Here is a 15,518-nt window from a genome sequence, read left to right as displayed (position 1 = left end):
AATCTATATTCTATTTGAATGGTCAGACTCGCAAAATACAACGCACATACCTTTATCGACGGCGCCATCGAGATCGCCGCCACCTGCGGCATCGGCTCGGTGTCGATGGCGGCGATCGCCATCCGGGCCGGCGCGCCGATCGGATCGGTGTATCACCGCTTCGATTCGCGCAGCACGCTGCTGGCGCACGCCTGGCTGACGGTGAAAGCCGATTTTCGCGAACAGGTGGCGCGCCACTGGGATGAAGAGGACACGTGGATACCGGTGGCGGCGCTGCTCGACTGGTGCCGCGGCAAACCGGTGTATGCGCGTTTTCTGCTGCAATACGAAGACTGCCCGGACCTGGGCGCGCCGCCCTCGGCGGAACTGAACGAGCTGCTCGAAGCGGAGCAGGCGCGCCTCGACGCCTGCTTCGAGCGCTGCCTGCGGCGCCGTGGCGCCGATGGCGACGATGCGGCCCATACGCTGCGTTTCATGCTGATCGACGCGCCGATTGCCATCGTCAAACCCTACCTGGCCCACAACAAGGCGATCCCCGCCACGCTCGACGCGATCCTGCGCGCCTCGCACGACGCGGTCGGCGCGCTGGCCGCCTCACCTCACTGAGAAACCCTATGCGCTACTCCTCACAAACAGAACACGGCAAACCGATTCCCCTGTACGACGAAGCGGGCTTCGAAGGCATGCGCGCAGCCGGCCGCGTGGCCGCCGAGACGCTCGATTTCATCGCGCCGCACGTGCGGCCGGGCGTGTCGACCGCCACCCTGGACGCCATGTGCGAAGAATTCATGCGCGCCGCCGGCAGCATTCCGGCCACCATCGATTACCACGGCTACAAGCACGCCAGCTGCATTTCGGTGAACCACGTGGTCACGCACGGTATTCCGTCGGACAAGAAGATCCTGCGCGAGGGCGACATCGTCAACATCGATGTCACGCCCAAACTCAATGGCTGGTTCGGCGACACCAGCCGCACCTTCGAAGTGGGCACGGTATCGATCCTGGCCAGGCGCCTGGTCGATACCGCGTACGAGTCGATGATGACGGGCGTGCGCACGGTGCGTCCGGGCGCCACCCTGGGCGACGTCGGCGCGGCGATCGAGGCCTGCATCAAGGCGCAGGGCTTTTCATCGGTGCGCGATTTTTGCGGCCATGGCATCGGCCAGGTGTTCCACGATGCGCCGCAGGTGACGCACTACGGACGCGCCGGCACCGGCATCGTTCTCGAACCGGGCATGATCTTCACGATCGAGCCGATGGTCAACGTCGGCACGCGCGAGGTGACGGTGTTGCCCGACAAATGGACCACCGTGACCAAGGACCGCAAGTGGTCGGCCCAGTTCGAGCACTCGGTGGCGGTGACGGAGAGCGGCGTCGAGATTTTCACGCTGTCGGGCGCCGGGCGCTAAGCACCCCGGTAAGCGCCGATTTCAGCCTGGGCCGCCGCGCGCAGCGCTTCCGCATCGACGCCCAGCGCCACCAGCGAGCGCGGGGCCACGCCCTGGCGCATCGCCGCCACCAGCGCCACCACGTGCGCGCCCAGCAAGGGGCCGCGCTCGCCCGAACGCTGCTGCGCCAGGGTTTGCATCAGTTCAGCGCCCGAGGGCGCCGCATCGTACAGGCGCCGGCTTGGTTTGAGCGGTTCGGGCGCGTCGAGGGCCGGGTCGGGCGTGAGTCCCGCAAAACGCAGCGCGTCGCGATACTGCTGCGCGATCGCCTGCGGCAGCTGCGCCGGATCGGCATGGACCTGTTCGAAGGCGCGGCGCGCCGTGCCGTCTTCCAGGTCGAGCGCGGAGAGCAGGAAATGCTCCGCCGCCGGTGCATGCTGCTGGTCGGCCAGGGCGTATTTTTCCGCCCCCTGGCACAGATACTGAATCGTCTTCATGTCGCCCAGACGCTGGCGTATACGTTGAAACATCGACTGCCTCCCGATTAACTGTCTTCATCCGTCACTGAACCCGCCAGGCGCTTGTGGGCGGCCTGCTTCGACACGCCCAGCGCCTGTGCAATGTCGCTCCACGACCAGCCCTGCCCGAGCGCCGCGTTGACCGCCTTGCGTTCCAGCGCATCGGCGTAACGGCGCAGCGCCACCACCGCCGCCAGGGCATCGGCAGGGTCGTCGGGCGAGGGCATGTGGCGGGGATCGATCATGGGTGGGACAATAAGCCAGGCGGGAGATTCTGTCAACATAAGTTGACGATATGCCGAATAACGGTAGCGTGGGCGTTAATACCACATTTTTTACGCTTGCCAAATTGGTATGCATAAAACCGGGCGCCTGGCGCCCCTCCCGCGCGCCGCCCCGCCACTCAGGTATTGGTGCAAGCCTTGCCGGACAAGCCATCGGCCACGCCGCGCAAGGCCGGCTTTTGCTGGTAGGCGCCGTCGAACAGCAGCGGCCAGTCGGCGTGCGCGTTTTTAAACAGGTCGGAAATGAGCCAGCTGCTTGGGTCGCTCACGCCCCATACCGTCACGCCGCCGCGCAGTTTGGCCGGTACCGTGTCCATATACGCTTTCACCACTTCGCAATAGCGCTTTTTCTGCGCCAGCGCCAGTGCCGGCGTCAGTTCGCGCTTGATGTCGCCGGCTTTGTACGGCGCGCTGAAGGGATTATTGATGGGGATATCGAGCTCGGTGATCTTCACCTTCAGATTGCGGTCCACGGCGCGCTTGAAGGCCGCCGAAATGGTGCTCACCGATGGATAATCCATAAAGATATGCATCTGGAAGCCGACCCCGCTGATCGGCACCGAGCGCGCCTTGAAACCATCGAGCATATTGGTCAGGGTTTGCAGCTTGGCGCTGTCGGCCTCGATGTTGTAATCGTTGTAGTACAGGTCGGCCTTCTTGTCGACCGCGCGCGCATTGATGAACGCCTGTTCGATATAGTCGGTACCCGTCTTCTGGTAAAAAATCGAATTGCGGTAGCCGCCGCCATCGTTAATGGCTTCGTTCACCACATCCCAGCTCGCGACTTTGCCGGAAAAGTGCGTGGCAATCGTTTGCACGTGGGTCTTGAGCATCGCCAGCCAAGCCGCCTTGTCGCCCTGGTAGTTTTTCATGAAGGCCGGAACCTGGTAATCGGCGTGCCAGATCAGGGTATGCGCGTGCAGGGTCTTGCCATTGTCCTTGGCGAATTTCAGGAAATCGTCGGCCTGGGTGAAGTTATAGGTATCCCGGTCCGGATGCAGATAACTCATCTTCATGATATTGCCGGCCGTGAGCTGGCTGAAATGGGTCTTGATGACAGCCTGTTGCGGCGGGCTGTTGGTGTAGCTGAAGGCTTCATTGCCATAGGAGAGCGAGACGCCGACCGGGAACGTGGCCAGCTTGCTTAATTTGCTCACGCCGGTCGCGCTGGTCTTCCCGGACGAGCCGGAGTCAACGCCGGTCATGCCGTCGTCCGCCTCGCTGGCCAGGGCCGGCGGGGGCGCATCGTCGTGCGCCGGGATCGTATCGGCTGCGACATCGGCCGCCGGTGGCGCTGGCGCGGCCGTGCGGCTGCCGGGATCGGCGTCACCGCCGCAGGCGGACAGGAGCAGGCATAAACTGAACGTGGCGGAAGAAATTCGCATCGGGTCTCCAGAATGGTTTTTATAGGTTGCAACATTAAATGCAAGGGATTATGAAAACGTTTTCATTGGCAAATAAATAACGTTTTGATTGTTGGATTGTGCGGCAAACATACCCGCAAGTCAATCGGCCGGGCCCGGCCCGCCGGCTATTTTGCGGGTGCCGGAAAGCGCCCGCGCATGCCTGCAACAGAACCTTCCTTTACGCACTGGTATTGCTCCATAGGGTAATTTTGAAAACCAGTTGACTACCACTTTCCCGGCCCGCATCCTCATTGATTTTGAACTGCATGCGAGCGCGCGATGTCGGCCGGCCCGGCTGTATGCGTGCTTACCGATGTCGTCCCGTCCGAAAGGTAAATCAACATGAAAACACTCACCACCATCGCCGGCGCCTGCGCGCTGTTATGCAGCGCCAGTGCCATGGCACACGGCTACATCACCCAGCCTGAATCGCGCAACCTGCTGTGCAAGCAAGGCGGCAACAGCGCCTGCGGCGCCATCCAGTGGGAACCGCAAAGCCTGGAAGCGCCATCCGGCTTTCCGGCCCAGGGACCGGCGGACGGCGTCATCGCCTCGGCCGCTCTGGCGCAATTCGGCGAACTCAATGAACAGACCAGCAGCCGCTGGACCAAGCGCCCCATGCAGGCCGGCGCGAATGTGTTCAAGTGGCAGTTCACGGCCAACCACGCCACGCGCAACTGGCGCTACTACATCACCAAATCGAACTGGAATCCGAACCAGAAGCTCACCCGCGCCTCGTTCGACCTGACCCCCTTCTGCGTGATCGACGGCGGCAACCGCCAGCCGCCCGCACAGGTCAGCCACAACTGCACGGTACCGCAGCGCACTGGCTACCAGGTGATCCTGGGCGTATGGGAAATCGCCGATACGCCGAACAGTTTTTATAACATGGTCGATGTGCTGTTCAAGGATGGCGGCACGGTGCCGGTGCCGGAATGGACCCAGCGCGGCGCGATCTATCCATCGGTCGACCTGGCCGCCGGCGACAGCGTGGCCACGCGCGTGTTCGACGCGGCGGGCGAGCATCCGGAACTGCAAACCAAGGTCACCATCGGCAGCGCCAGCGAAGGCTTGCGCAATAACTGGGCCTATCTGCTGGCCACCCGCATCAACGCCGAACAACCGCAGCTGCACGCGGGCCAGCTGGGCCAGGATGGCAAGATCACCCCGGTGTACGGACAGAACACGGTGTACGCAAAAACGTCCAGTGCGCTGACCCGGGTCGAAGTCCAGATCAACAAGGACCAGACGCCGCCGCCGGCCGACTTCAGCGTCAGCGATTTGCGCACGGCATATGTGATCAAGGGCGGGCAACTGGCGATCAACTTCAGCGTCAGCGCCAATGCCGACATGGAGGTCAGCGCGTATGTGTACGACCAGGCGGGCGTATCGAAGGGCTTTGCCACGGCGCCGCTGAACAACAACAGCGCGGCACTGGCGGTGAACCTGAACGCACCCAAGGCGGGCGCGCACCAGCTGGTGCTCAAGGCGGTGGTCAAGGACGGCGGCGCGGTGCTGCAGAAGACCTTCCCGCTGACGCTGACGGAAGAAGGCAGCGCGGCCTACGATCATGTGTTCCCGGCCTCGCTGGCCAGCTACAAGGCCGGCACCCGCGTGCTGCAATCCAAGAACGGCAAGGTCTACACCTGCAAGCCGTTCCCGTACAGCGGCTGGTGCACGCAGTGGACCGCGGCGTCGACGCATTACGAGCCGGGCGTGGGCGCCAACTGGCAGGACGCCTGGATCGCACCGTAACCAGGCAGCCCTGGCCTACCTGGAAGCGGCGGCGGGGGCGCCCATGCGCACCTCCGCCAGCTTCCACGATGCCAGGCCGTGACGCTCCATCACGAGCGACATGCGGCGCTCGCCCGGATTGTCCGGTTCCAGGTGCATGATGAACTGGCCGAGGCCGACGCGCTCGGAAGTGTACTTGCGGTCCGGCTTCCTGGGCCCATTCTCTTGCGCGCCATGCGGGCGCGGATGCAGCGTTCCCTGTTCCATCGCGCGCATGACGAATTCCGGCCGCACCATGGCGTCGACCATCTTGTCGGCCATGGCCATTCCCAGCATCTTGCCGATTGCCGTACCGGCTTCACCGAACGCGCTGGTGTCGCTGCGTTTGACTTCCTCGTTCATGGCGGCGCCGAGCTGCAGCTTGACGCTTTCGCGCAGGCGCGGGTAATCGACGCGCTCGTTGAAACTCTCGGCGTTGTTCTCGCGGGCCGCCGCGCGCATCTGGTTCAGGGCGATCAGGGGGGAGTAGTACCAGTACGCCGCGCCGGCGGCGACGCACAGCGTGGCGATACCGAGCTTGAGGTGGATTGCCTTCACGGATGTCCTTCTGTAGGTTGACGATGTGCCGGATTCTACACGGCGCGCGCCGTCAAAATGCAATGATGAAGCGCGCGCCGGTCCGCCATTGGCCTCTTGGTGGTGCGTGAAATCGGCGCGCTGACCGCGATCGCGGCGCTGATCGCATTGCCGCTGGCGGCGGTGGCGATCAACAGTTATCTGGCGACCTATGTCGAGCATGCGCCGATCGGCTACTGGACCTTGCTGATTGCGCTGGCGTCGACCGTGGCGGCGGCGCTGGCGGCGGTGGCGCGCCATGCGTGGCTGGCGATGCGCATGCTGCCGGCGGACGCGCTGCGGGTGTAGAAACTCAGAGCGGCTTCATGAATTGGTTGCGTGAGATTGCGGCGATGGCGGTGACGCAGCCGATGAGGGGAGGGACGTTTGCATTCATATCGGCGCCTTCATTGTTCCTGTCGGGGGCCCGCTGGACAGCGCCTGGGCATCCCTGACCCGGCCATTTTACATGGGTCGTGCGGTAGAATCGGAACGGTCGGCCCGCACTTTGCGCCAGCCGATGCTCATTTCAGGTATCCGCATGCAGACACTGATTCAGATCATCGAAACGTGGTGGACCGGCGCATCGCGCGGCGCGCCGGGATCGTTTTTGCGAAACGCCGTTCCGGAGCGCGTTTCGATTCCCGATTGCACGCTGTCCGACCCGGTTCTGTTGCATCTTGTGCGATATGATGAAAGCCGCTGGTTCGCCATCGATCATGGTACGGAAGTGGTTCGTTTCGCCCAACAGCACAGCGAGGCCTTTCCGCTCACTATTGAGCACACGGCGGCAGGCGTACATGTCGCTTTCCTTGGCTATCACGCCCGGCGCAGACCGGCAAAAGCCGTTTCCAACGTGCTGCTGGAACCGAACTGCTGGGTGCGGATCATCGGGAATTATCGCGTGGCGCAAGAAAGCGGTTGGGCGTATCGCAAGGTCGTGTTCAACATCTTCCACGGCCCGGCGCTGCGGGCCAACGAACTGATGGCAAGCAAGCCGCCGGTCGCGCGCATCGATCATCAGCGTCACCTGTGGTGACGCAGTTGGAGAATCAGCCTGCGCCGGCGTCGCGCAGCATGTGGACGTCGTCGTAAAACACACCGTCGACACACAGGGCGCGCGGCTCGTGGCCGAAGATGCGAAATCCCATCGATTCATATAGCGCCAGCGCTGCCACGTTGCCGGCGGTGAGGGTCAGCGTCACCTGGCGCAGCCCGGGCATGGCATCGGCGAAGGCCAGCGCGTGCGCGAGGAGCTGGCGGCCGACGCCCTGGTTGCGCCAGGCCGGCGCCACCGCCATGCCGCGCACGAAGCCCTTGTGGCGCAGCTTGGGCGCACTCTCGCGGCCCACGCCGACGATGCCAACGAGTTCCGCGCCATCGAAGGCGCCGAAGCGGTTGCGGCCCGAGTCCGGGGCCATGTGCGCTTCGATGGCCGACAGCGGCGTATCGCACTCTTCCTCGTAGCTGGAGCTGAAGGCGGACGGGCATTCGCGCAGGGACGCCAGCCGCAGCGACTGGAACGCGGAGGCATCGGAGGGAACAAGACGGCGTATGTGCATGGGAAGGCCAGGAAAAAGGGGCGGATGACGATGATAACCCAGGCGCCAAACGGCCGTGGCAAGGGCTATTGCTGGCCGCCGGCGGGCGCGTAGCACTGCCACACACCGGTTTTCCATGATGCGACCCCGGCCCGCGCCGGGGCGGCCAGGAACCCGGGCACATGGCGCGCCAGCGCCCGGCCGAAGCGCCGGCGGTGCATGAACTCCACCAGCACGGCAATGTGGCGGCCGTCAGCGGTGTCGATCAGCCACTCGGTTTCAATGTTGTTGCTAAGGTCGTCGTAGGAACGCATGAAGCGGACGTCGCGTATCTCGTCCCAGCGCGTACTGTCGCAGCGTCCCTCGTATTGGTAAAAATGAAAACCGTCCTCGGTCATCTCAATGGCGTGATAGTTGACTGGCTTGCTGAGCCCGGCCGCGAACATGGCCAGGACCGTGACGATTGACTCGAGATGGTCGCGATTCATCAACGTAGGGCGTTGATGGGCGCTAAACGACAACGGGGCGGCCAGCCGGGCTTATCGGCAGCCACCAAGCAGATGACGAACCTGCTGCACGAATTTCTGCGCCGCCTGCGGTCCCTGCGCCGAGCTTTTCATATAGCTCACGCGCAGTTTGACGAAGTTGTTTTTCATCGTGGTCAGATAAGACGCCGACGCCAGTGTGCCTTCCGGCAGGTCGATCTCGAACTCGCGCACGATGAACTGGGGGCCGCAACCGGCGAAGGTGGTGGTCCTTTCGGTGTTTCCGACGGCTTGAGTCATGCGCACCTTGCCCTTGCCATCCCATGCTTTCAGGTCGGCGATGACGCGTTCAAAATGCTTGCGCACGACCGGCGCATCGATATCGGCCGGCACCGAGGCCAGCCCGCCATTGTAGATATACAGCGCCCCGCGCGTCCTGTCGCCGCCGGAATATTCGATCACCACGCCGAGTGCCTTTTGCGGAAATTCCGTGCGTCCATCCAAGGTCAGGCCGGCGATGTCGGAAGGAAACGACACACCGATGGACGGTTCATACGTGCCGGCTTGCGCCATGCTCGTGGTGGTGATGCAGCAAAGTACGAGGGCGGCTAGACGATGGCGCATGCTGGAGTTCCGGTGCGTGGGATCTGGGTTCAGACGAGGGAGACAGGATTGTAGCCTGTCTGAACATGGCGCTTTCGATTTGTCCGGCCGGACCGCCGGCATGCATGCTGCCGGGAACAGCATGTCAGCCGGTGCCGGCGGTATCGTCCCGGAGACGCAGCATGGCGAAACGATACCATTTTCCCGACCGTGAGCACGACATTGCCGTTTTCCGCCGCGTTGGCGATGCTGCGGCGATGGAGAACAGGATATATTTTCGCCAAACAAAGCTGATTCATCGCATACCATAGCGTCCCAAGCGAACTGCCGGGAACGGACCAGTTCTTGTTTCATTTTTCCTTCACAGCCATGTATCCTTCCAAGCGCACCTCCACCGTCATCATGCTGCTCATCTTCGCCGTCACGTGGATCAATCCGCTGTGGCCGGTGGAACAGGCGCTGCATAGTTCGCTCACGCTGGTCGGCTTTGCGCTCCTGTGGAAGTATTCCAAACGCAGTGGTCTTACCGACCTGGACTTCCTGCTCATTGCCGTGTTCCTGTCCGTGCATTCGATTGCCGCGCGCTGGATGTATTCCAACGTGCCTTACGATGCGTGGGGACAGGCGCTGTTTCACTTTTCCATCGACCAGTCGTTCGGATGGACGCGCAATAACTTCGACCGGCTCGTGCATTTCCTGTTCGGCCTGTGTTTCACGCCCGGCGCCATCTCCTACCTGACGTCCCGGCGCGGCCTGTCGGTGCGGCTGGGATTCTATATTGCCGTGTCCGCGGTGATGGTCACCAGTCTCTGGTACGAATGGTTCGAGTTCGCGGTGGCGATGATCTTGTCGTCGGAGGATGCCGAGTCGTACAACGGGCAACAGGGCGATATGTGGGATGCGCACAAGGACATGCTGATGGCCACGCTGGGCAGCCTGGTGTGGGGCTGGTCGGCGTGGCGCGCGCCATCCGGAGCGCGTCTCCGCCAGGCCAGCGCCGGCCAATGACGGCTGCAAGCCCGGATGGGATCACGCTTCCAGGTCGAACACTTCTTCGATAGTGGTGCCAAACAGGCGCGCGATCTTGTAGGCCAGCGGCAGGCTGGGGTCGTACTTGTCGGTCTCGATGCAGTGCACGGTCTGGCGGCTGACGTCGAGCGCCTGCGCCAAGTCGGACTGGTTCATCGAACGGGCCTTGCGCAATTCGCTTATCCGGTTTTTCATCGCCGCTCCCGGCTCCCCGCGCTCAGGCCAGCAAGCCATCGCGCTCCAGTTGTTCCACATGATCGCCCAGCGTGCTGGCGATGCTGCGATAGCTCAGCCCCAGCCCGCTGCGGCTGCGCGCGGTATTGTACAGCGCCGCAAACCCGACGTTATCGCGCACATAGTCGCGCCGCATGCCGATCGCCGGTGCCGCCAGCCAGATCAGCCAGCGCGGCAATTCGCGGCGTGGCATCCTGGCCCGGTAGGCGGGACAGCAGCCGCTGATGGTGGCGCCGATGCGCAGCAGCGGGCAGCTTTCGGCAACCAGCAAATAGCGCCCAGATGCAGGGCCGGCACGCCAGCCGCAAAGGCGCCCTTCAGGAACTGCTGCATCATCTTGACGCTTTCGGCGTCGCTGCGGCGCGACAGCGAGGGGCCGAAGATGGCGCCCGGATTGAGCACGGCCAGCTGCCATTGCGCTTGCGCGCCGCAGATGTCCCATGCCGCCCGTTCGGCGCAGGTCTTGGCGTAGCTGTAGGGCTCGTCGTCGGCGGTGCTGCCGGTATTCCAGTGCGACTCGTCCAGCGTGTGGCCGGGATGGGCGCAGGCGTCGCGCAGGCTGCTCATCATGGCCACCATGCTGCTGGTGAGGGCGACCCGGCGCAAGGTGGGGCAGCGGTTGGCGCTGGCCAGCACGTTGCGCGTGCCGTCCACGGCGGGGCCGAGCATGTCGCGCTGCACGTCGCGCAGGGCAGCGCGGGTGTAGGGCGAGGCGGTGTGGATCAGGTACTCGGCCTGGTCCAGGGCGGCGTCGAAAGAGCCATCGCGCAGCAGGTCGGCCGCGAACAGATGCAGCTGCCCGGGATGGCGCGCGCCGAGCTGGAGCAGATGCGCGGTCTTGGCCTCGTCGGCAAGGTCGCGCACGGTAGCGTGCACCGTGTGGCCGAGCGCCAGCGCTTCGGCCACGACCCACGATCCCAGGTAGCCGGCGGCGCCGGTGACGGTAATGGTGGCCATCAGTGCTGGCCGCGGTCGGCGAGCATCAGGCCCAGCGACCAGGTGGCGACGACGCAGATGAAGCCAAGGAAAGCGTGCAGTGGGCCGATCAGGCCGCAAGCCTGCAGTACCCCGGCCGCCCCGAACAGGCCGGCGCTGGTGCAGACGCTGAACAGGCAGGCGCGGAAATGCACCATTTGCAGCATTTCATCGACCCGGCGGTGCCAGCGCCACAGCAGCGGATAGATCAGCACGAAGGGCAGGATCAGCAGGGCGGCGAGCGTGCTGCGCAGGGGGCGCCGAGATCGCTGTCGCCACTGACGACGGCGCCGGCCATGAGCGCGGCCCCCAGGCCGGCAGCGGCCAGGATCCTGGTCAGGTACATCGGGTCACTGAAAGTGCAGGTCTGCATGCTGCTCCTCGGATTGGTCGGGATATCGGTGTGCCACGACGCAGACTGTAGAACTTTACAATGCAAATGTAAAGAACTCTTTACATTGCTCATGTGGCGCAGGGAGCGGGAAATTGTGCACAACGTTGCATGCCGGCCACGCGCCGGCCGGCGTTGCGCAGGCGTGAATGCCAGGCGAGCAGAAGGGCGCGGCGGATTGTCGTCGCGGCGTATGATATTAGCTATCTACAACGCTACCCCTACCGGAGATGTTATGGCACGTCAGGAAGTCACCTACGACGAGGTTGCTGCGGCGGCCATCAGCCTGCGCGACGACGGCACGCGGATCAGCATCGACGCGGTGCGCCAGGCGCTCGGCGCCGGTTCCCCCAACACGATTCACCAGCATCTGCTTGCCTGGCGCGCCAGCGAGGCCACACCGCCGGAGCCGCCCAGGGCGGATATTCCTGAGTCGGTTGCGACCGTGCTGGGTAACTGGGCCCAGCAGTTCGCGCACGACGCCGGCGCCGGCGTGCGCGACGCGCTGGCGCAGTCCGACAGCGACATGGCGGACCTGCTCGCGGCAAGCCAGCAGCTCGAAGCCGAGCGCAACGACTTGCGCGCGCAGTTGACCGGCATGACGATCGCGCGCGACCAAGCCTTGGCGACGGTCACCGAGCGGGACCAGGACATCCAGCGCCTGACGGTGGAACTGCGCAACGCGCGCCTGGTGGCCACCGAGGCGCTGGTGGGCAAGGCAAAAGACCAGCTGGCCATCGAAGGCAAGAACGAGCAGCTGGTGGACTTGCGCCTGCAGATCGAGCGCAATGTGGCGTCGCAGGCGGCGGTATCGGATGCGCGTCTTACCGCCGAGATGGAGCTGATCGGGGCCGTGACCGCGCGCGACAATTTCGAGGCCGAGATCAAGGACCTGCGCGCGCGCCTCGATGCGTCGAATGCCGACCGCAGCGCCTTGCGGGCCGAGGCGGAAGCGCTGCGCGCCCAGCAATAGCCGGGGCGGACGCGCCGCCCGCATGGCGCTTCACGTCCGGTTGATGGACACGCCGCCGTCGCTCATCAGGCTCGATCCGGTCGTGAAGCTCGATGCGTCGGAAGCGAGGTACAGCGCCGATTGTGCCATTTCCTGCGGCCGCGCCAGGCGCTTCAATGCATGCAGCCCTTCGACGAAGGCGCGCGCTTCGGGCGTGTTGGCGCAGGCGCGTCCCATCGGGGTATCGGTCCCGCCGGGCAGCAGCGCATTGGCGCGGATGCCCTGCGCACCATATTCGACCGCGATCACTTGCATCAGGCCGATCAGGCCGGCCTTGCTGGCCGCATAGGCACCCATGCCCGGCAAGCCGACGGTATGGCCGACGAAGCTCGATGTGAAAATGAGCGAGCCGCCGCCGCGTCCGAGCATGGCGGGAATCTGATATTTTGCGCCGAGAAAGGCGCTGGTCAGGTTGGTGTCAAGAATCGCAGTCCAGGCCTCGGCCGACATATCCGCGAGCGCCATGCTGTCGCCTGTGGTGCCGGCGTTATTGAAGGCGATATCGAGGCCGCCGAATCTGCGGACGGCCACGTCGACCAGGGCGCGCGCCGTGTCCTCTGTCCTGATATCGCCGGCGACGGCAATCGCTTCGCCGCCGCTGCGTTCGATTTCGGCGACGAGCACGTCCAATTCGGCCTGGCGGCGCGCCGTGACCACCACTTTGGCTCCCTCGCGCGCAAACAGCCTGGCTGTCTCGTAGCCAATGCCTGTACTTGCCCCCGTCACAATCGCCACCTTGCCTGATAACTGATTCATTTGCCGATCCTTATGCTGGTTGTCTGTCGGGCTTCGAGCATAAGGAAGGCGGTAGCGCCGATCTATCCGTTTCTTGCTTTGACGTGTGCCGGACTCGCGCCAGGCGGGATGAATCCGCGCGGCGCGATCACTACCGTTTCCGGCCTTCAGCGTACTCGATGGAACCATGGTTCCGTCAGGATGCGTCCGCGCGGACCTTCAGGCCCTGGCTTCTGGAACGAACTCCACGAAGCGATGATCCTCGCCATCGAGTTCCTCTTCAATGATCGGCACAATGCGCGCCCAATCCCCTCCGGCCAGACCCGCGCCGATCTTGGGATAGCCGATCCGTTTTCCCGTGAAGCGGGATTTGACCGCTTTCATCACCAGCCGGATTGCCGCGTAGTCGGCTTTGTTGCCGTCGCCGCGCCAGTGATACTGCGTGTAACCGTTGACTATGAAGAATTTTCGTCCGTTGCGGTCGATCTCTGCAACAGAAATCGTTCCCAGCTTCGACATGTCTCCTTTTGCTGTGGCTTGATCAGCTGCGAACGCTTCGGGAAACAGGCGTTTGATCGAGAGCGCAATGCCTTTGCCCATCTGGCACTGGCAATTACAGCCGTGAACGATGACATCGACAGTGCCATCGAGTGCAAGCTGGAGGAGGTCGCCGGTAAGTATCTTCATGGTTTTTCCAAGTCAGCCGTTCAATGTATCGAACTCAATGACAGTGGCGCCGATCGCGTGCGCGAACTCGTGGTCGTGCGTGGAAACGAGGATGACGTTGGCGCCGCTGCGCGCCCGCAGCAGCTCGATCAGGACCAGGCGCGCGGCGGCATCGAGCCCGTTCGAGGGTTCATCGAACAGCATCACGCACGGATCGCCGATCCACGCCGCGGCCAGCATCAACTTCTTTTGCGTACCGAGCGACATATCGCCACAGCGCGTGTCCAGATGACTGCCCAGACCGAAACGCGCGCAGACATCCATCACCTCCGCGCTGAGCGCGCAGCGCTTGGCGAACGCCACGAACGCCAGCAGCTCGCGCCCGGTCATGAAGGGATAGACCGGGCACTCATCGGGCGCGTAGGCCAGGCGCGCCCTGGCCTGCATGGATGCGTCCCGCAGCGGCTGGCGGTCTATCCAGACCATGCCGCTGTCGGCTTCCACCGCACCGGCCAACACACCCAGCAAGGTCGACTTTCCGATGCCGTTCGGGCCGCGCAGCACAAATGCGCCGGACGCGAAATGGTGACTGACATTGCGCAGCACGCTCTTGCTGCCATATGACTTACAAACCTGTTCAAAGCGCAGCAAGGTAATCCTCCTGGTAGATCAACGCAATCGTCAAGGCGCCCCACGTGCCGGCCACGATTGAACTGAGCACCACCGAATGGCGCTCATTGAATAGCTGCGGCACGCGCAGCACGCACAACAGCGCGACGCTCGACGCGGCGCCGGCAATCATGTTCACCGGCGAGCCCACGCGATGGACCAGCAGGGCGACGGCGGGAATCGCAAGAAAAGGCAGGGCCAGCGTTACCACCACCGCGATGTCGAAGCTGCGCCACCACCCCGGCCGCAGGGGCAGCGCCGCGAAGTAGCGGGCAGCGTCGGCATGCGCCATCTGCAGGCCGCGATACAGGCCGCTGATCGACAGCGCCATGAGCACCTGTGCGATCACCGCAACCCCCAACGCGCGCCGGTCATGGCCGAACACTTGCATCAAGGCGAGTGCGGCCGCTGCGATGCAGGCGGCACCCATGGCCTTGCCGGTTACCTCGGAACGGCGCTGGCGCAACAGGACCCCGGCCGAAACCAGGATGGCGGGATGAAGACGGCGGCCCGTCGCCAGCAGCAGCGCGGCGAACGGCGCGCCAGCGCGCGCAAACGCGGCTTGCCAGCGCCTGCCCGCGCGCGCAAGCCGGAGCGCCAGCAACGCGCAGGCAGCGCACCCCACCAGCAGGCACGCGCCAGCCTGGAAGCCGGTGTTGACGGCAACCGCCAGCAGCAGGTCGCCCGCCGCGACCGCGATCCAGGCCAGCCGGCGCCGGTCCAGCGCGCCCAGTTGGGCTGCCAGCGCCAGCAGGCCGACCACGAGCATCAGCAAGAAGTTCGCTGCCTGCCCGCGGCCAGGGCCAACGACGAGCAGCGCGCACACCAGCGGCACCAGCAGGGGGCTGTCGGCCAGCACCAGCACGATGGTGTCGACCCGGCGCCGGTAGCGCTCGGTGAACGGAAGCGAGCGGGCATACGCCATGAATGCCCCGCCGCCGATCTGCTCGCGCTGCATCAGGGCCCACATGACGGCGATGGCCTGCAAGGCGATGAGATAGGCGAAGCGCCACGCGGCGCCATGCGCAGGCGACAGCAGCGCCAGCAGCGGCGTGGCCAGCGAATCGACATTCGAGAACAGCGACATGTTGGCCGATCCCAGGATGCCGCACAACAGCACCAGCGCCTGCCAGCGCCGCAGCAAGACGCGCGCCGTGCTGACGGCATACCAGCGCAGGCGAAAGCGCAACAGGGTGGCGGGAAGGATGCTGTTCTCCAGAGGAATCGACTGGC

Annotated in this window: 23 protein-coding genes; 7 read left to right on the top strand and 16 right to left on the bottom strand. The window is 64.3% G+C overall.

All coding sequences use genetic code 11. The features are described from left to right. Window positions 1–18: 18 nt before the first annotated feature. Complete coding sequence (locus tag F2P44_RS26060) at window positions 19–606, top strand: TetR/AcrR family transcriptional regulator (RefSeq protein ID WP_167090917.1); 588 nt, start codon at window positions 19–21, stop codon at window positions 604–606. An 8-nt stretch (window positions 607–614) separates the two neighbouring features. After that, window positions 615–1,409, top strand: coding sequence for a type I methionyl aminopeptidase (gene map / locus F2P44_RS26055; RefSeq protein ID WP_167090915.1), 795 nt, complete (start codon window positions 615–617; stop codon window positions 1,407–1,409). Here map and F2P44_RS26050 read toward each other — a convergent pair. The 3 genes from F2P44_RS26050 to F2P44_RS26040 all read right to left on the bottom strand — a co-directional run bounded on the left by F2P44_RS26050 (window position 1,406) and on the right by F2P44_RS26040 (window position 3,575). Beyond that, a complete protein-coding gene (locus F2P44_RS26050; protein WP_167090912.1) occupies window positions 1,406–1,918 on the bottom strand; it encodes a Clp protease N-terminal domain-containing protein in 513 nt (170 codons plus the stop codon). The two genes, map and F2P44_RS26050, sit on opposite strands and share 4 nt — an antisense overlap. Window positions 1,919–1,932: 14 nt before the next feature. After that, on the bottom strand, window positions 1,933–2,151 hold the full coding sequence (locus F2P44_RS26045) for an RNA polymerase sigma factor sigma-70 region 4 domain-containing protein (RefSeq protein ID WP_167090909.1): 219 nt from the start codon (window positions 2,149–2,151) through the stop codon (window positions 1,933–1,935). A gap of 158 nt (window positions 2,152–2,309) precedes the next feature. After that, complete coding sequence (locus F2P44_RS26040; protein WP_223165106.1) at window positions 2,310–3,575, bottom strand: endo-1,4-beta-xylanase; 1,266 nt, start codon at window positions 3,573–3,575, stop codon at window positions 2,310–2,312. Between the two features lie 363 nt (window positions 3,576–3,938). Between F2P44_RS26040 and gbpA the strand changes: the two genes are divergently transcribed. After that, on the top strand, window positions 3,939–5,351 hold the full coding sequence (gene gbpA / locus F2P44_RS26035; RefSeq protein WP_167090906.1) for an N-acetylglucosamine-binding protein GbpA: 1,413 nt from the start codon (window positions 3,939–3,941) through the stop codon (window positions 5,349–5,351). Window positions 5,352–5,366: 15 nt separating this feature from the next. Here gbpA and F2P44_RS26030 read toward each other — a convergent pair whose 3' ends face one another. Next, window positions 5,367–5,927, bottom strand: coding sequence for a DUF2939 domain-containing protein (locus tag F2P44_RS26030; RefSeq protein WP_167090903.1), 561 nt, complete (start codon window positions 5,925–5,927; stop codon window positions 5,367–5,369). A gap of 99 nt (window positions 5,928–6,026) precedes the next feature. Here F2P44_RS26030 and F2P44_RS26025 point away from each other — a divergent pair, with 99 nt between their 5' ends. After that, window positions 6,027–6,254, top strand: a complete 228-nt coding sequence (locus F2P44_RS26025) for a hypothetical protein (RefSeq protein WP_187363430.1) — start codon at window positions 6,027–6,029, stop codon at window positions 6,252–6,254. A 232-nt stretch (window positions 6,255–6,486) separates the two neighbouring features. Beyond that, complete coding sequence (locus F2P44_RS26020) at window positions 6,487–6,984, top strand: hypothetical protein (RefSeq protein WP_167090900.1); 498 nt, start codon at window positions 6,487–6,489, stop codon at window positions 6,982–6,984. A 13-nt stretch (window positions 6,985–6,997) separates the two neighbouring features. On the opposite strand, the gene F2P44_RS26015 is transcribed toward F2P44_RS26020, so the two are convergent. The 3 genes from F2P44_RS26015 to F2P44_RS26005 form a co-directional block, all read right to left on the bottom strand. Continuing rightward, a complete protein-coding gene (locus tag F2P44_RS26015) occupies window positions 6,998–7,507 on the bottom strand; it encodes a GNAT family N-acetyltransferase (protein WP_167090898.1) in 510 nt (169 codons plus the stop codon). Window positions 7,508–7,572: 65 nt separating this feature from the next. After that, a complete protein-coding gene (locus F2P44_RS26010; RefSeq protein ID WP_167090895.1) occupies window positions 7,573–7,974 on the bottom strand; it encodes a hypothetical protein in 402 nt (133 codons plus the stop codon). Window positions 7,975–8,025: 51 nt separating this feature from the next. After that, a complete protein-coding gene (locus F2P44_RS26005; protein WP_167090892.1) occupies window positions 8,026–8,595 on the bottom strand; it encodes a hypothetical protein in 570 nt (189 codons plus the stop codon). Window positions 8,596–8,919: 324 nt separating this feature from the next. On the opposite strand from F2P44_RS26005, the gene F2P44_RS26000 reads away from it, so the two are divergent. Next, entirely contained in the window at window positions 8,920–9,582 is a 663-nt protein-coding gene (locus F2P44_RS26000; RefSeq protein WP_223165105.1) for a DUF2238 domain-containing protein, read from the top strand. 21 nt (window positions 9,583–9,603) lie between these two features. Here F2P44_RS26000 and F2P44_RS25995 read toward each other — a convergent pair whose 3' ends face one another. From F2P44_RS25995 to F2P44_RS25975, 5 genes are read right to left on the bottom strand one after another with little or no spacing between them, the layout of a single operon-like run. Then, window positions 9,604–9,798, bottom strand: coding sequence for a helix-turn-helix transcriptional regulator (locus F2P44_RS25995; RefSeq protein WP_167090889.1), 195 nt, complete (start codon window positions 9,796–9,798; stop codon window positions 9,604–9,606). A 22-nt stretch (window positions 9,799–9,820) separates the two neighbouring features. Continuing rightward, complete coding sequence (locus tag F2P44_RS25990) at window positions 9,821–10,030, bottom strand: hypothetical protein (protein WP_167090886.1); 210 nt, start codon at window positions 10,028–10,030, stop codon at window positions 9,821–9,823. Next, complete coding sequence (locus tag F2P44_RS25985; RefSeq protein WP_167090883.1) at window positions 10,000–10,794, bottom strand: NAD-dependent epimerase/dehydratase family protein; 795 nt, start codon at window positions 10,792–10,794, stop codon at window positions 10,000–10,002. Before F2P44_RS25985 ends, F2P44_RS25990 begins: the two co-directional genes overlap by 31 nt. After that, window positions 10,794–11,027: a hypothetical protein gene (locus F2P44_RS25980; protein ID WP_167090880.1), complete on the bottom strand. Its 234-nt coding sequence runs from the start codon at window positions 11,025–11,027 to the stop codon at window positions 10,794–10,796. Before F2P44_RS25980 ends, F2P44_RS25985 begins: the two co-directional genes overlap by 1 nt. An 11-nt stretch (window positions 11,028–11,038) precedes the next feature. Continuing rightward, window positions 11,039–11,185, bottom strand: a complete 147-nt coding sequence (locus tag F2P44_RS25975) for a hypothetical protein (protein ID WP_167090877.1) — start codon at window positions 11,183–11,185, stop codon at window positions 11,039–11,041. A 253-nt stretch (window positions 11,186–11,438) separates the two neighbouring features. On the opposite strand from F2P44_RS25975, the gene F2P44_RS25970 reads away from it, so the two are divergent. Further along, on the top strand, window positions 11,439–12,176 hold the full coding sequence (locus F2P44_RS25970) for a DNA-binding protein (RefSeq protein ID WP_167090875.1): 738 nt from the start codon (window positions 11,439–11,441) through the stop codon (window positions 12,174–12,176). A 30-nt stretch (window positions 12,177–12,206) separates the two neighbouring features. On the opposite strand, the gene F2P44_RS25965 is transcribed toward F2P44_RS25970, so the two are convergent. The 4 genes from F2P44_RS25965 to F2P44_RS25950 form a co-directional block, all read right to left on the bottom strand. Next, entirely contained in the window at window positions 12,207–12,971 is a 765-nt protein-coding gene (locus tag F2P44_RS25965; protein WP_167090872.1) for an SDR family oxidoreductase, read from the bottom strand. Between the two features lie 198 nt (window positions 12,972–13,169). After that, entirely contained in the window at window positions 13,170–13,637 is a 468-nt protein-coding gene (locus tag F2P44_RS25960) for a macro domain-containing protein (protein WP_167090869.1), read from the bottom strand. 12 nt (window positions 13,638–13,649) lie between these two features. Next, window positions 13,650–14,267 carry an ABC transporter ATP-binding protein gene (locus F2P44_RS25955; RefSeq protein ID WP_167090866.1) on the bottom strand — a complete coding sequence of 206 codons (618 nt, stop codon included), beginning with the start codon at window positions 14,265–14,267 and terminating at the stop codon, window positions 13,650–13,652. Further along, complete coding sequence (locus F2P44_RS25950) at window positions 14,254–15,474, bottom strand: DUF6136 family protein (protein ID WP_167090863.1); 1,221 nt, start codon at window positions 15,472–15,474, stop codon at window positions 14,254–14,256. The genes F2P44_RS25955 and F2P44_RS25950 overlap by 14 nt, the downstream gene beginning before the upstream one ends. Window positions 15,475–15,518 lie beyond the last annotated feature (44 nt).

Origin of the sequence: Massilia frigida (assembly GCF_011682175.1) — a bacterium.
Lineage (GTDB): Bacteria > Pseudomonadota > Gammaproteobacteria > Burkholderiales > Burkholderiaceae_D > Telluria_A > Telluria_A frigida.
This window is presented reverse-complemented; position numbering and strand designations above follow the sequence as displayed.